The sequence below is a fragment of the Burkholderia latens genome, assembly GCF_902499045.1.
Classification (GTDB): Bacteria; Pseudomonadota; Gammaproteobacteria; order Burkholderiales; family Burkholderiaceae; genus Burkholderia; species Burkholderia latens.
Genome location: NZ_CABVPL010000042.1, coordinates 52,511 through 66,502 on the forward strand (window position 1 = coordinate 52,511; position 13,992 = coordinate 66,502).

At 64.1% G+C, this 13,992-nt stretch carries 15 protein-coding genes; 6 read left to right on the forward strand and 9 right to left on the reverse strand.

Features of this window, described 5'->3' with window-relative positions:
* Positions 1-87: 87 nt before the first annotated feature.
* The 3 genes from BSE24067_RS23955 (at position 88) to hemP (ending at position 1,942) form a co-directional block, all read left to right on the forward strand.
* Positions 88-960: a pirin family protein gene (locus BSE24067_RS23955; protein ID WP_151065152.1), complete on the forward strand. Its 873-nt coding sequence runs from the start codon at positions 88-90 to the stop codon at positions 958-960.
* A gap of 98 nt (positions 961-1,058) precedes the next feature.
* Positions 1,059-1,541 carry an SRPBCC family protein gene (locus tag BSE24067_RS23960; protein ID WP_040144998.1) on the forward strand — a complete coding sequence of 161 codons (483 nt, stop codon included), beginning with the start codon at positions 1,059-1,061 and terminating at the stop codon, positions 1,539-1,541.
* A gap of 155 nt (positions 1,542-1,696) precedes the next feature.
* Positions 1,697-1,942, forward strand: coding sequence for a hemin uptake protein HemP (hemP, locus tag BSE24067_RS23965; RefSeq protein ID WP_151065151.1), 246 nt, complete (start codon positions 1,697-1,699; stop codon positions 1,940-1,942).
* Between the two features lie 323 nt (positions 1,943-2,265).
* On the opposite strand, the gene BSE24067_RS23970 is transcribed toward hemP, so the two are convergent.
* The 5 genes from BSE24067_RS23970 to uvrB all read right to left on the reverse strand — a co-directional run bounded on the left by BSE24067_RS23970 (position 2,266) and on the right by uvrB (position 7,809).
* Positions 2,266-3,663, reverse strand: a complete 1,398-nt coding sequence (locus BSE24067_RS23970) for a 4Fe-4S binding protein (protein WP_151065149.1) — start codon at positions 3,661-3,663, stop codon at positions 2,266-2,268.
* Positions 3,660-4,502: an FTR1 family iron permease gene (locus BSE24067_RS23975; protein ID WP_151065148.1), complete on the reverse strand. Its 843-nt coding sequence runs from the start codon at positions 4,500-4,502 to the stop codon at positions 3,660-3,662. Before BSE24067_RS23975 ends, BSE24067_RS23970 begins: the two co-directional genes overlap by 4 nt.
* A 57-nt stretch (positions 4,503-4,559) precedes the next feature.
* Entirely contained in the window at positions 4,560-4,892 is a 333-nt protein-coding gene (locus BSE24067_RS23980) for a cupredoxin domain-containing protein (RefSeq protein WP_151065147.1), read from the reverse strand.
* A 55-nt stretch (positions 4,893-4,947) separates the two neighbouring features.
* Entirely contained in the window at positions 4,948-5,499 is a 552-nt protein-coding gene (locus BSE24067_RS23985) for an iron transporter (RefSeq protein WP_151065146.1), read from the reverse strand.
* A 219-nt stretch (positions 5,500-5,718) separates the two neighbouring features.
* The gene (uvrB, locus tag BSE24067_RS23990; protein WP_151065145.1) at positions 5,719-7,809 is read right to left on the reverse strand and encodes an excinuclease ABC subunit UvrB; all 2,091 of its coding nucleotides are present in this window, start codon (positions 7,807-7,809) and stop codon (positions 5,719-5,721) included.
* Positions 7,810-8,069: 260 nt separating this feature from the next.
* Here uvrB and BSE24067_RS23995 point away from each other — a divergent pair, with 260 nt between their 5' ends.
* Positions 8,070-9,269: an amino acid aminotransferase gene (locus BSE24067_RS23995; protein WP_151065144.1), complete on the forward strand. Its 1,200-nt coding sequence runs from the start codon at positions 8,070-8,072 to the stop codon at positions 9,267-9,269.
* A gap of 162 nt (positions 9,270-9,431) precedes the next feature.
* On the opposite strand, the gene BSE24067_RS24000 is transcribed toward BSE24067_RS23995, so the two are convergent.
* Entirely contained in the window at positions 9,432-10,220 is a 789-nt protein-coding gene (locus BSE24067_RS24000) for a 3-hydroxybutyrate dehydrogenase (RefSeq protein ID WP_151065143.1), read from the reverse strand.
* A gap of 162 nt (positions 10,221-10,382) precedes the next feature.
* Here BSE24067_RS24000 and BSE24067_RS24005 point away from each other — a divergent pair, with 162 nt between their 5' ends.
* Together BSE24067_RS24005 and BSE24067_RS24010 are read left to right on the forward strand one after the other, a co-directional pair.
* On the forward strand, positions 10,383-11,354 hold the full coding sequence (locus BSE24067_RS24005) for a potassium channel beta subunit family protein (protein ID WP_151065142.1): 972 nt from the start codon (positions 10,383-10,385) through the stop codon (positions 11,352-11,354).
* 111 nt (positions 11,355-11,465) lie between these two features.
* Positions 11,466-12,311: a 23S rRNA (adenine(2030)-N(6))-methyltransferase RlmJ gene (locus BSE24067_RS24010; protein ID WP_151065141.1), complete on the forward strand. Its 846-nt coding sequence runs from the start codon at positions 11,466-11,468 to the stop codon at positions 12,309-12,311.
* Positions 12,312-12,326: 15 nt separating this feature from the next.
* On the opposite strand, the gene BSE24067_RS24015 is transcribed toward BSE24067_RS24010, so the two are convergent.
* The 3 genes from BSE24067_RS24015 to cueR all read right to left on the reverse strand — a co-directional run bounded on the left by BSE24067_RS24015 (position 12,327) and on the right by cueR (position 13,575).
* Positions 12,327-12,662, reverse strand: a complete 336-nt coding sequence (locus tag BSE24067_RS24015; RefSeq protein WP_151065140.1) for a hypothetical protein — start codon at positions 12,660-12,662, stop codon at positions 12,327-12,329.
* A gap of 146 nt (positions 12,663-12,808) precedes the next feature.
* The gene (locus tag BSE24067_RS24020) at positions 12,809-12,955 is read right to left on the reverse strand and encodes a DUF3563 family protein (protein ID WP_080294620.1); all 147 of its coding nucleotides are present in this window, start codon (positions 12,953-12,955) and stop codon (positions 12,809-12,811) included.
* Between the two features lie 215 nt (positions 12,956-13,170).
* The gene (gene cueR, locus BSE24067_RS24025) at positions 13,171-13,575 is read right to left on the reverse strand and encodes a Cu(I)-responsive transcriptional regulator (protein ID WP_151065139.1); all 405 of its coding nucleotides are present in this window, start codon (positions 13,573-13,575) and stop codon (positions 13,171-13,173) included.
* Between the last annotated feature and the right edge of the window lie 417 nt (positions 13,576-13,992).

The window sequence follows — 13,992 nt, forward strand, 5'->3', positions numbered from 1 at the left end:
GCGCCGCAAATCGGCCGGTAAAACGCCCAATATAATAGCGCTATGTTTCAAAAATAACGCTATTCCGACGATATCGAGGGCTTCCGCATGACGACTGCTCGCTCGCTTGACCGCACGTACCCGGCGCTCCGCACGACCGAAGGTGGCGGCTTCGTGGTTCACCGTCCGTTTCCGACCCGGCTGCTGATGGATTTCGATCCGTTCCTGCTGCTCGACGAAATGGGCCCCGTCGACTATGCGCCCGGCGAAGCCAAGGGCGCGCCTGACCATCCGCATCGCGGTTTCGAGACCGTCACCTATGTGCTCGACGGCCGCTTTCGCCATCGCGACTCCGCCGGCCATGCCGGCACGCTCGGCCCCGGCGACGTGCAGTGGATGACGGCCGGCGCGGGCGTCGTGCACAGCGAGATGCCGGATCCCGAGTTCGCGCAGACAGGCGGACGCTCGCACGGCTTCCAGCTGTGGGTGAACCTGCCGCGCCGCGACAAGATGATCGCGCCGCGCTACCAGGAAATCGCGGCCGACCGCATCCCGAGCGCCACGTCGCCGGACGGCCGCGCGCAGGTTCGCGTGATCGCCGGTGAAGCGTTCGGCGTTCGTGCGGCGATCGAGACGCGCACGCCGATCCTCTATCAGCATTTCACGCTGCAGCCGGGCGCAACGATCGCGCAGCCGGTGCCGGCGGGCTATCGTGTGTTCGCCTACCCGCTCGCAGGACCAGGTCGGTACGGGCCCGACAGGCAGGCCGTCGACGCGCGGCACATGGTGGTCTACGGGGACGATGGCGACACAGTGACGTTCGAGGCCGGCGATACGCCGCTCGACCTGCTGCTGGTCGGTGGCGTGCCGTTGAACGAGCCCATCGTCCGCTATGGCCCTTTCGTGATGAATACGGAGGAAGAGATCCGGCAGGCTGTCGTCGACTTCCAAACCGGCCGCATGGGCCGCATCGAAGCGTAACGGCCGATCGGGGCGGAGGTGCCGCGAAACCGCGCGTTTTGCGTCACAATAACTCCTTGAACCACGTGGCTGCCCGCCACCAGAAGGAACTCGTCCCCTTGAACTTCGAACATCTGATCCAGATCAATTCCGACGATCCGGCCGTGCCGTCCCTGACTCGCGAACAGCTGTGGGAAGGTCTCGTGCTGCGTGCCGAACAGCCGCAGCTGTTCGTGATCGGCCTCGACAGCTGCGTCGTCCACGAACGGACGGAAACGACGCTCGAACGTGAACTGCATTACGGCCACGCGACGGTACGCGACCGCGTGACGTTCACGCCGAACCAGCAGGTGCGCTACGACGTCCATGCGGCCGGCGGCGAAATCGGCGGCTCGTTGACGATGACGATCGAGGAGCGCGACGACCACGAGCTGTTCCTGCGCTTCGAATACCGGACGACGCTGACCGTCACGGACGACAGCGAGGAAGCGCGTCACACGCACGGCATCGTCAAGGAAGCGTACCGTACGTCGGACATCGACACGGTGCGTCTCATCCGCGAATACGCGCAGGGGCGCAAGGATCCCGATCCGCTCCACTGACATGGCGGCGGCCTGCGGGCCGCCCTGTTCGTCTCTTTGGCCTCTTTGACTCAGGCTATCGAATCCAACATCTCGATCGATAAAGAGTTTTTGTAAATGGGAATGGTTATCATTTAGAATTCATTCCATCGTATCGACAGTCACCGATCAACCGAATGACCGACACCATGCGCCCGACCACGCTGAGCTTGCGCCGCCCGACCGGCACCGCGAGCGCCAACCGTCAAAAGACGGCAGCGGTCACGACGCCGGCGAAACCCGCCGGAAGCCGCGATGCCGGCACGCGGACCCTGAGCAGCGATGCGCTGCTGCAAGGCCACAGCCACATCAGCATCGCGCATAACGGCGAAACGTATCAGTTGCGCGCCACGCGGCTCGGCAAACTGATCCTGACGAAGTAACGACAGAGTATTGTGGGGACCACCTCCCTGAGAGGTGTTGGGCAGTAGCCAGCGTAACGGCTTGCACGCGAGATCTAGACCCCTTCGTGCAAACACACTCAAGCAGCCGTTGCAGCAAGCCAAGCCACTTTTTTGGTTCTCGCACAAGGAAGAAAAAAAGCGACACGTCCTTCGACGTGTCGCTTTTTGTTTGGGCGCCCGCACGCAAACGAACGAGCATCGCGCGGTTGTCGGCGCCGTTGCTTCAACACGTTCCGGAGGCCGACAGCGAAGCACTGTCGCCCGTTACGCCGAAACGCGGCCGCAAGGCCGTCAATCCCGCATCAGAAGCCCCAGAACATCAACCACCACGCGCTGTCGATAACCGCGAGCCCGGCCGCGAACCACACGAAGGCCGCCAGCCGGCGCGGCCACGCAGCATAACGCCCCGTCACCTTCCATGCGAGCCACGCGCTCCAGGCGTTCGCGCACACGAGAATCGCGATGCGCACGTCGGCTGCCCAGCCGAGCGGCACATGCTCCGCGCGCAGCAACGACAGCGTCGTCGCCGACAGCCCGAGGAACACACCCGCGCCCGCGATCGGAATCAACGCCTGCGCAAGATGATGGAGACGCGTGCGATCAAAGCGGCCGAGCGTCAGCGTCGCGCCGGCCAGCAGCACGAGCAGCGCGGTGCCGTACACGAGCCCGGTGCCGACGATGTAGCTGACGATCAGCCCGCCGTCGAGCCACGAGAATACGTCGTTGCGGTCCGGATAGTGCGTGAGCAGGAACCACGGCGCGTTCGTCTCGAGCGGCCACGTGATGTCGTGGTCGATCAGCCAGCCCGCGAGCCATTGCTTGATCTGCACGAACCACGGGCTGACGGTCCAGTGGAATGCGCCGATCGCGACGCCGAGCAGGCCGTACAGGATCAACGCCGTGTCCCACGGATTCGCCTGCTGCGCGCCGAGGTTCACGACCTCGTCGGACGGCGAGCGCCACGACAGCGCGATCGCGTCGCGATGCCCGCTGCAGCGGCCGCACATATGGCATGACGCGGCGCCCTTCATGTTGCGCAACGGCACGAGCGGCGCGCAATTGATCGGGATCACGCGATGCCCGTGCTCGCCATTCTTGTACGAGCGGCGCCACGCATCCTCGTCGACCTTGTAGCGCATCGGCGCGAGCCGGGCGAGCAGCCCGAACACGCCGTTGACCGGGCACAGATACTTGCACCACACGCGCTTCTCGCGGCCGTACAGCAGGCCTATCACGATCGCGCCGACGGTCGAGCCCCCAAGCACGAAGAGCACCGCGAGCGGGTACTGGTACACGCTCACCATCTGCCCGTAGATTGTCGTGAGCCCGAATGCGACGAACGGCCAGCCGCCCCACCGCATCCAGCGCGGGATCGCGCCGCCGCGGCCGAACTTGCTCGCATATTCCGTCAGCGCGCCTTCCGGGCACAGCACGCCGCACCAGACGCGGCCGAGCATCACCATCGACAGCAGCACGAACGGCCACCAGATGCCCCAGAACACGAACTGCGCAATCAGTGTCAGGTTGTTCCACAGGTGGGCGGAATCGTCCGGCAGCGGCAACACGGCCGGCACGATGATCAGGAACGCGTAGACGCCGACGACGACCCACTGGATGCCGCGGATCACCGCGCCGTGGCGCTGCATCCACTGGCCCGCCTGCGCGAGCCAGCCCGGCTTGGCTGCGGCGGCAACGCTCATGCCGCGCGGCCCGCAGGAACGGTTTGACGGCGGCTCGCGCGCTTCATCAGCAGCCACACGACGGCCCAGTACGCCACATACGCGACGAGGTTGGTCAGCGCCGGGTGCGCGCGGTAGCCGGTCAGCGTCGCGACGAGCGAACCGAACGTGCCCGAATCATCGAGAATCGCCGACGTGTCCCACAGTTGCGAGATGCCGAGCGGCAGGATCTCCTTGTCGATCAGCTTGTCGACGCCGGTCTGGAACAGACCCGCACCGAGGAACAGCAGCATCACTTCGGTCACGCGGAAGAAGTGCCGCCACGAGAAGTACTTGCCGCCGAGCTGCAGCAAATAGAACGTCAGGAACGCGAGGCCCAGGCCGATCACGACCGCGAGCATCTGGCTGCCGTCCACATGCCCGGACTGGCCGAATCCGAGGCCGTACAGGAAGATCACCGTCTCACTGCCTTCACGCGCGATCGCGAGCGCGACCAGCACCGCGACGCCCCACCAGTTCGAATCGCGCGTGCTCTGCTGCAGCGACTGCTCCATGTCGCGCTTCAGCGTACGCCCGTGCCGGCGCATCCACAGCACCATCTGCACGATCAATACACAGGCGATCAGCACCATCGCGGTCTGGAAATAGTCCTGCGCGTCGCCGGACAGCACTTCGGTGAAGCCGACGAGCGCGGCGCCCAGGCCGACCGCCATCAGCAGGCCGACTGCCACACCCGTCCACAAGAAGGGCAGGCCGCGGCGCGCGTCTTCGTCGCCGTTCTTCAGCCATGCATAGAGGATGCCGACGACGAGCAGCGCTTCGACGCTCTCCCGCCAGACGATGAACAAGATCTGACCCATTGAACCCTCCTGACGCGCGGGCGACGCACTCGCGCACCCGCACTCAGATAAAACGCATTACTTCGCGACGATCACGCCCTGTGCCTGCTGGTGGAAATCGTCGAAAAACTTGTACTCGCCCGGCGACAGCGGGGCGACCACCACGAATGAATCGGCGCCCGGTGCCAGCACCTTCTCCTTGCGCAACTGCACGCTCTCGAATTCGGCGGCACCCTTGCCGGTATTCCGGATCTCGATCTTGAAGCGCTGGCCGGCCGGCACTTCGATGCGAACCGGATTCAGCTTGCCGTCCGTCATCTCGAGCTTGAACGTCGGCAGATCAGCGGCATGCGCCGCGCCGGCGAGCCACAGCGCGGCGGCTGCGGCGACGATTTTCTGGGGAAATTTCATTCTGGGATCTCTACGTCGACGGCGCGCCGAAGCGCGCCGTCCGTGATGCCACCGATCAGTACCCGCCCTTCTTGCCGATGCCGGCGAACGGGAAGTCGTATTCGAGCGTGATGGGCTTGAACCACGGGCCCACACCCGTTTCCTTGTCGACGTGACGGCCGAACGCCATGTGGCCCGACTGCATCGGCGGCTTGACGGTCAGCGTCAGGTGGTACTTGCCGGGGCCGGCCAGCTTCACGTTGTCGCCATAGTGCGGACCGTCGCTCGCGACCATGCCCATCAGGTCGCCTTCCGCCTTCCACTTCGTGTCGCCCTGCTTCGTCAGCTTGTACGCGACCTGCAGGTACGGCATCCAGTCGCCTTCCGCGAAACCCGTCGGGTTGTTCTTGACCGCGTGGATGTCCGCCTCGAGGTGGATGTCCGAATCCGATGCCTTGCGCATCATTCCTTCCGGATCCATCGTGATCGGCTGCAGATACACGGCGCCGATTTCCATGCCGCCCTGGATCTGCTGCTTGCCGATCGGATACTCGGCAGCCGACGCCGACATCGCGGCAACCGCCGCCGCTACCGCAACCGACGTGCGGATGAACGAAGAACCCAACATGGACACTCCTTGTTATTGGTCTGACACGTTGCGCGCCGCCCTCCCGGACGACTCGCCGAAAACACTAACGCAATGAAGAACGTTAATGCGAACTATTCTCAATACTTGCGAAGTTTAGCACCGAACCGGCTTCCGAACAAACGACACACCGCGTAAAACCCTTATCCGACAAGGCTTACAACGGTGTTACCCGAGGGTTTCAGTGACGTTTGGAAAGATTTACCGGCCGCCGTTGACGTGGTCGCCGACGTTCGCGCCGAATACACGCTCGCGCAGCAGCGCAAGCTGGTCGCGGGTGGCCGCGGCCTTTTCGAACTCGAGGTTCTTCGCGTAGTCGGCCATCTGCTTTTCGAGGCGCTTGATTTCCTTCGCGAGTTGCTTTTCCGACATGTCCTCGAACTTCGCGCGCTGTTGCGCTTCTTTCAGTTCCGCGCGCGCGTCGTCGGCGTTGTAGACGCCGTCGATGATGTCCTTGATGCGCTTCACGACGCCGCGCGGCGTGATGCCCATCTTCTCGTTGTACGCGATCTGCTTCGCGCGGCGCCGCTCGGTTTCGCCGATCGCGCGCTTCATCGACTCGGTCATGTTGTCGGCATAGAGGATCGCCTTGCCGTTCACGTTTCGCGCGGCGCGGCCGATCGTCTGGATCAGCGAGCGCTCGGCACGCAGGAAGCCTTCCTTGTCGGCATCGAGAATCGCGACCAGCGACACTTCGGGAATATCGAGGCCTTCGCGCAGCAGGTTGATCCCGACCAGCACGTCGAACGTGCCGAGGCGCAGGTCGCGGATGATCTCGACCCGCTCGACCGTATCGATGTCGCTGTGCAGATAGCGCACCTTCACGCCGTGGTCGGCCAGGAACTCGGTGAGTTGCTCGGCCATCCGCTTGGTCAGCACGGTGATCAGCACGCGTTCGCCGGCCTTCACGCGCGCGTTGATCTCGGTCAGCACGTCGTCGACCTGCGAGCTGGCCGGACGCACCTCGATTTCCGGATCGACGAGTCCAGTCGGCCGCACGACCTGCTCGGCGATCTGCCCCGTCACGCGCTGTTCGTAGTCGGCCGGCGTCGCCGACACGAACACCACCTGGCGCATCTTGCGCTCGAACTCGTGGAACTTCAGCGGCCGGTTGTCGAGTGCCGACGGCAGCCGGAAGCCGTAGTTGACGAGGTTTTCCTTGCGCGCGCGGTCCCCGTTGTACATCCCGTTCAGCTGGCCGATCAGCACGTGCGATTCGTCGAGCAGCATCAGCGCGTCGGGCGGCAGGTAGTCAACCAGCGTCGGCGGCGGCTCGCCGGGCGCGGCACCGGAGAAGTGCCGCGAATAGTTCTCGATACCCTTGCAGAAGCCAAGCTCCTGAAGCATCTCGAGATCGAACCGCGTGCGCTGTTCGAGGCGCTGCGCCTCGACGAGCTTGCCTTCGCGATGGAAGAACTCGAGGCGTTCGCGCAATTCGTCCTTGATCGTCTCGACCGCGCGCATCACCGTATCGCGCGGCGTCACGTAGTGCGACGACGGATACACGGTGAAGCGCGGAATCTTCTGCCGCACGCGCCCGGTCAGCGGGTCGAACAATTGCAGCGTCTCGACTTCGTCGTCGAACAGCTCGACGCGCACCGCCAGCTCCGCATGCTCGGCCGGAAAGATGTCGATCGTATCGCCGCGCACGCGGAACGTGCCGCGCTGGAAATCCTGCTCGTTGCGCGAGTACTGCATCGCGATCAGCCGCGCGATCACGTCGCGCTGGCCGAGCTTGTCGCCGGTGCGCAGCGTGAGGATCATCTGGTGGTATTCGGACGGGTTGCCGATACCGTAGATCGCCGACACCGTCGCGACGATCACCACGTCGCGGCGCTCCATCAGGCTCTTCGTCGCCGACAGCCGCATCTGCTCGATGTGCTCGTTGATCGACGAGTCCTTTTCGATGAACAGATCGCGCTGCGGCACGTATGCTTCCGGCTGGTAATAGTCGTAGTACGACACGAAGTACTCGACCGCGTTGCGCGGGAAGAACTCGCGGAATTCCGCGTAGAGCTGCGCCGCGAGTGTCTTGTTCGGCGCGAACACGATCGCCGGGCGGCCGAGCCGCGCGATCGTGTTGGCCATCGTGAAGGTCTTGCCCGAGCCCGTCACGCCGAGCAGCGTCTGGAACGCGAGGCCGTCGCCGACGCCTTCGACGAGCGTTTCGATCGCGGTCGGCTGGTCGCCGGCGGGCGGATACGGCTGGTACAACTGAAACGGCGACCCTTCGAAAGTGACGAATTTCGATTCGTCGAGCGCGTCGCCGACTTCGGCGTGATGATCGGACATGGAGTGCGGCCGGAGCGAGGGCAAAAAAACTATTCTAGCGCTTCGCGGCGTTGCGGACCGCTGACGCCTCCTGACGCACCGAGACGCGCCGCAAGCGTCCGAAATCGCAATTCGCCGCGCGATCGCCGCCTTCGGCAGCGCGAATTCGCTACAATGTCAGGCTGCTGCGCTTTCCGGCGCCGTGCCCGTTGGCGCGCGGTCCGCTGCGCCCGCCCCGCCCGCTGAAAGCCTGACCCTCTTTTCACTACTGCCGAATCATCATGTCGCTCTTCTCCGCTGTCCAGCTTGCTCCCCGCGACCCGATCCTGGGCCTGAACGAAGCCTTCAACGCCGACACGCGTCCGACCAAGGTCAACCTCGGCGTCGGTGTGTACACGAACGAAGAAGGCAAGATTCCGCTGCTGCGCGCGGTTCGCGACGCGGAGAAGGCACGCGTCGAGGCCGGCCTGCCGCGCGGCTACCTGCCGATCGACGGGATCGCCGCTTACGATGCGGCCGTGCAGAAGCTGCTGCTCGGTAACGATTCGCCGCTGATCGCCGCGGGCCGCGTGGTCACGGCGCAGGCGCTGGGCGGCACGGGCGCGCTGAAGATCGGCGCCGATTTCCTGCGCACGTTGAACCCGAACGCGAAGGTCGCGATCAGCGACCCGAGCTGGGAAAACCACCGCGCGCTGTTCGAAGCGGCCGGCTTCGAAGTCGTCGCGTACCCGTACTACGACGCGGCCACCAACGGCGTGAACTTCGAAGGCATGCTGTCGGCGCTGAACGGCTACGCGGCCGGCACGATCGTCGTGCTGCACGCGTGCTGCCACAACCCGACCGGCGTGGACCTGACCGACGCGCAATGGCAGCAGGTCGTCGACGTCGTCAAGGCGCGCAACCTCGTGCCGTTCCTCGACATGGCGTACCAGGGCTTCGGCGAAAACATCGAAGCCGATGCCGCTGCGGTGCGTCTGTTCGCCGCGGCCGACCTGAATGCGTTCGTGTCGTCGTCGTTCTCGAAGTCGTTCTCGCTGTATGGCGAACGCGTCGGCGCGCTGTCGATCATCACGTCGAGCAAGGAAGAAGCGACGCGCGTGCTGTCGCAACTGAAGCGCGTGATCCGCACGAACTATTCGAACCCGCCGACCCACGGCGGCGCCGTCGTCGCGGCCGTGCTCGCGTCGCCGGAACTGCACGCATCCTGGGTGCAGGAACTCGGCGAAATGCGCGACCGTATCCGCGCGATGCGCAATGGCCTCGTCGAGCGCCTGAAGGCAAGCGGCGTCGATCGCGACTTCAGCTTCATCAACGCGCAGCGCGGGATGTTCTCGTATTCGGGCCTGACCTCGGCACAAGTCGATCGTTTGCGCGAAGAGTTCGGCATCTATGCAGTCGGCACCGGCCGCATCTGCGTCGCTGCGCTGAACACGCGCAACCTCGACGCGGTTGCGAACGCGGTCGCGGCAGTCCTGAAGTAAGTCGGCGTCAGCGGGCGGCGACCGTCACCGGGCCGCCCTGCGCCTTCCGCCGAAACGAAAAACGCGCTCCACGGAGCGCGTTTTTTTATGCCGGCCTTGCGACGCTCGGCGGCGAATGTCCGCACGAGCGGCGTGCATCGCAGCCGCCGGCACCGGCAGCCGTTACTGCATGAACCAGCCGTGGCTGACGACGAACGACTGCCCGGTGAGCGCCGCGCTCGGGAACGCCGACAGGAACAGCACCGTCTGCGCGACGTCCTGCACCGTCGTGAACACGCCGTCGACCGTGTTGCCGAGCATCACCTTCTTCACCACTTCGTCTTCGCTGATCCCGAGCTCCTTCGCCTGCTCCGGAATCTGCTTGTCCACCAGCGGCGTGCGCACGAAGCCCGGACACACGACGTGCGAACGCACGTTGTGCTTCGCGCCTTCCTTCGCCAGCACGCGCGCGAGGCCCAGCAGCCCGTGCTTGGCCGTCACGTACGCCGACTTCAGCGGCGACGCTTCGTGCGAGTGCACCGAACCCATGTAGATCACGACGCCGCCGCGATCGTCCTTGTACATGTGCTTGAGCGCGGCCTTCGTCGTCAGGAACGCGCCGTCGACGTGGATCGCCTGCATCTTCTTCCAGTCGGAGAACGAATAGTTCTCGATCGGATTGACGATCTGGATGCCCGCGTTCGACACGAGGATGTCGACCGAGCCGAACGTTTCGGCGACCTTGTCGATGCCGCTGTTCACGGCGTCTTCGTTGGTCACGTCCATCGCGACGCCGATCGCCTTGCCGCCCGCCTTGTTGATCTCGTCGGCCACCGCATTCGCGCCGTCCTGGTTCAGGTCGGCGATCGCGACCGCCGCCCCCGCCTTCGCGAGCTCCAGCGCGATTTCCTTGCCGATGCCGCTTGCGGCGCCCGTGACGACTGCGGTCTTGCCGCTCAGATCTGCTGCCATGTCCGTCTCCTTCCGTTATCCGATCGAAAAAACACATCCCGCCGCATCCGCTTTCGCCGCGTGGTCGTGCAGGTGGGCCAGCCGCTATTGTGCACGATCGGCCCCGCCGTCCGCGCGCAAAACGTCTAAGCTTAAGGTCGGTTCGAGTCTCGGGAGATTCTCATGCACTATCGAAGGCTAGGCCGCTCGGGCCTGCAGATCAGCGCGCTTTCGCTCGGCTCGTGGGTCACTTACGGCAACCAGGTCGACCAGCGTCTTGCGCGTGAATGTCTCGCCGCGGCGCGCGACGCCGGCGTCAACTTTTTCGACAACGCCGAGGTCTACGCGGGCGGCAAATCAGAGGAAATCATGGGCCACGCGCTCAAGGCGCTCGGCTGGCCGCGCATCAGCTACCTCGTGTCCACGAAATTCTTCTGGGGGCTCGCGGAAGCGCCGAACCAGTATCACACGCTGAACCGCAAATATCTGCTGAACGCGATCGACGGCTCGCTACGGCGGCTGCAACTCGACTACGTCGATCTCGTCTATTGCCATCGTCCCGATCCGAACACGCCGATCGAGGAAACCGTGTGGGCGATGAGCGACATGATCGTGCGCGGCAAGGCGCTGTATTGGGGCACGTCGGAATGGAGCGCCGACGAGATTCGCGCCGCGTACGAAATCGCCGAGCGGCATCATCTGCACAAGCCGGTCGTCGAGCAGCCGCAGTACAACCTGTTCCACCGCACGAGGGTCGAGCAGGAATACGCGCGGCTCTACGACGACTATGGCCTTGGCCTGACGACCTGGAGCCCGCTGGCATCGGGCCTGCTTACCGGCAAGTACCGTAACGGCGTCCCGCCCGGCAGCCGCGCCGAACTGCACGGCTACGACTGGCTTCGCGACCGGCTCACGGATCCGGCCAGCAACGACGTGGTCGAGCGTCTCGGCGCGATCGCTGCCGAACTCAGCTGCAGCACGGCCCAGCTCTCGATCGCCTGGGTGCTGTCGAATCCGCACGTGAGCTCGGTCATTACGGGCGCATCGCGAGTCGAGCAGGTTGGCGACAACATGCGGGCGGTCGACGTCGCAGCGAAGCTCACGCCCGAGGTCAAGCAGCGCATCCTGGACGCCGTCGGCGACACGTACGAGTAAGGCGGCGCACGGCCACTCGCGTACAATACGCGACCGCGTTGGCGCCCGGTCCAATGGCCGCGCGCGCCCGTCCGTTATCATCGATTCATCTTTCGTTCCAGGCAGTCAGCCATGCTCAGTTATCGTCACGGTTTTCACGCAGGCAACCACGCGGACGTGCTCAAGCACACCGTCGTCGTTCAGCTGCTGCGCTACCTGAACAAGAAGGACAAGTCGTATTGGTACATCGACACGCACGCGGGCGCAGGCGTGTATTCGCTGCGGGACGGCTATGCGGCCAAGACGGCGGAGTTCGACACCGGCATCGGTCCGCTGTGGAACGACAAGACCCTGCCCGAAGCGCTCGGCGATTACATCGACGAAGTGCGCGCGCTGAACGACGACGGCGAACTGCACTACTATCCGGGCTCCCCGTATCTCGCGTGGCGCTTGATGCGCGAACAGGACCGGATGCGTCTGTTCGAAATGCACACGACCGAAATCGACGTGCTGCGTCACAACTTTCGCGACGCGGGGCGACGCGCGATGATCTTCGCCGGTGACGGATTCGAAGGCATCAAGGCGCTGCTGCCGCCGCCGCCGCGACGCGCGCTCGTGCTGATCGATCCGTCTTACGAGGACAAGAAGGATTACGCCCGCACCGTGACGTGCGTGACGGAATGTCTGAAGCGTTTCGCGACCGGCTGTTATGCGATCTGGTATCCGCAGGTGGCGCGGGCGGAATCGCAGCGTTTCCCGGAACAGCTGAAGCGGTTGCAGCCGAACAACTGGCTGCACTTGACGTTGACGGTATCGAATCCGCCTGCGGACGGCCTCGGCCTCTACGGCAGCGGATTGTTCATCCTGAATCCGCCGTACACGCTTGCGCAGAGCATGAACGAGGTGCTGCCCTATCTGGTGGAACGCCTTGGACAGGACAGCGGCGCGCGGTGCCAGATCGAGCACCGCGGGAACTAGACGGAGTGATTGCCGTTATGGCTGCGGTCGCGCGGCCGGCCTGGGTTGATCGGCCGGCGATGCGCCCCAGCCCGGCACGTTAATGTACGGCGCGACAAACAGCGGCACCGACGAATTTGCACTCTGTCCGGCCGTCGTTCGCAGCCCGGCAGGCTCGACGATCGGCTCGGACGATAGCGGAGCCGTTTGCAGCACCAGCCCGCCCTTGCCGTCCTGGATGCCGCGCTGCGTATCGAGAATCAGCGGCCGGGACGAAGTCGCGGCAACAGCCACGACGCCATGGACGAGCACCGCGGCGCCCAGAACGAGACGCGCGCGAGAAACGTGACGCACATCGAGACGCAAGCGCATGGTCATATTCTTCCGTTGAAAAGCAGGCCCATACCATAGCGCCGCGGCGACGATTTCGCCAGATCCGGTGCACAAAAAAACAAAGCCCCGTCAATACGGGGCTTGCTTTTCGTTCGGTGCCACGTAGCACCTGACGGCGACTGCGATTACAGCGAGTAGCCGTTGGCTTCGAGCGAACGGATGCGGCTCTCGAGCTGGACGATGTCCGACGACGATGCGAGGTATGCCTCGCGGCGCTCACGCTCTGCGGATTCGAACCAGTTGCTCAGCTTTTCGACGATGTAGGCGATCATGATGTTCTCCAAGGAAGGGGGACCCCTGGCGAATCGAGATTCAGGGATTTCCCGTATAGGGTTATCCCGAATTATAGCGATGCCGCACCAAGATGCCAGTGAAATGCTTGCATGACATCCATTCCGATTCGGAATGGATTCTGAAGCATCCCACATAACTCATTGATTTTGCGTCACTTCGTTTGTGTGCCTATTTTTTGCGTCGAGAGTTCGCACTAATCTGGGTCACTGACGGGGTCGGCCAAGCGCGCCAAAATCGGGCATTCCGGCCGACCGTCACCGTGGCAGTGCGCTGCAAGATCGGCGAGCGTATCGCGCATGTCGCTCAATTCCGCGATGCGCTTGTCCAATTCGGCGACGTGCTCGAGGGCGATCGATTTCACTTCGGCGCTGGCTCGTGAGCGGTCTTGCCAGAGGGTCAGCAGTTTGCGGATATCCTCGACAAGAAACCCGAGCCGGCGAGCCTGGCGGATGAAGCGGAGGATATGGACTTCGTCCGTCCCGTAGATCCGGTATCCGGCATCGCTGCGCTTGCTCGGCGCAAGGAGTCCGACCTCTTCGTAGTACCGGATCATTTTTGCGCTGACGCCGGATGCGCGCGACGCGTCGCCGATATTCATTCCCCGCCCTCTTTCGATCAACCCTTGGTTCGAACACGGACGTCGACTGCTGTCGACGACACGTTGATCGTATCAAATCGCGCGGTTGTGCTCCGGGATGGGCGTGGGTGATGGGAGTAGCACGACAATCGGGATTGACGAAAAATCGATCGGAGCCTTAGCTGGCCGGGACTGGGCCGGCACGCGGGCCTCGTCGACACAGGGCAATCAGGCCGCGCTACGCGCAGGCGCCGGCGTCGTGCCAATGCGCTGCCGCCCACCTGCACACCGCACACGTCATTTCCGGCGGCGCAAATGCAAAAACCCCCGCCTGATCGGGCGGGGGTTTCTGGCTTGAGGTGAGCCTGACGATTACCTACTTTCACACGGGAATCCGCACTATCATCGGCGTAGAGTCGTTTCACGGTCCTGTTCGGG